Raw genomic sequence first — 750 nt, forward strand, 5'->3', positions numbered from 1 at the left:
TATTTCCCTATTTACGCCCGAAACAAGCAGTATGTGCACAACAGGCTTTTTCACATGCACAATTACGATTTTTACTTGGCTTAGCACCAGACTCAAACGATCTGTCACGACAACTGAGTTTGCTCAGTGAACACTACAATAATCTGTCTATTAGTGAGAAGCAGAAGAATCCCGTGATGCTAACCGAGCAAGCGTTACGATCTTATTTATGGCCGCCTCAACATAACAATAAATCAGACTTATTCGCTGATAAGGCATATAAAGATCCAAAATATTATTACGTTCAGTGGCAAGAATCAGCGAGTCATCAACGAGGTAATTTTATTGATGAGCTCTTTATTAGCATGCGACAGAAAAAATATTTTGATTTTAAAGTATTAGGCCAGGTTTGGGGGGATTCTGGTAAACATACCTATCGCCCACTTACCAAAACACAGCGTACCGCCCTATCAGGCCTTGGCACCATTACATTGATAGCTAAAAATCTAGATGCAACTGTGGCTAACGACACTGACAACAAGAGTAGTCTAAGGGAAGCAAGTCACGCCGTACGGCCTTCCCTGCAAATACAGGTTGCAAGCAATGCCCGAAACGCAACCTATTTTGAGGCAGTCTTTCGTCAACCAGAGTGGCAATGGCTATCCAGCTCTTTTGCATTGACCGTAAACCGTAAAACAAAAGTAGATCGATTACTGAGCTTAGTTAAAACCCGTTACGCCAAAGGTAAAGAGAAGATCACTGTCATTAAAC

1 pseudogene is annotated in these 750 nt (G+C 41.7%); it reads left to right on the plus strand.

The window, feature by feature from the left end:
* Positions 1-750, plus strand: a pseudogene (locus AC4GME_RS18050) (hypothetical protein); the annotation flags it as partial.

This window comes from Psychromonas sp. (assembly GCF_983033635.1).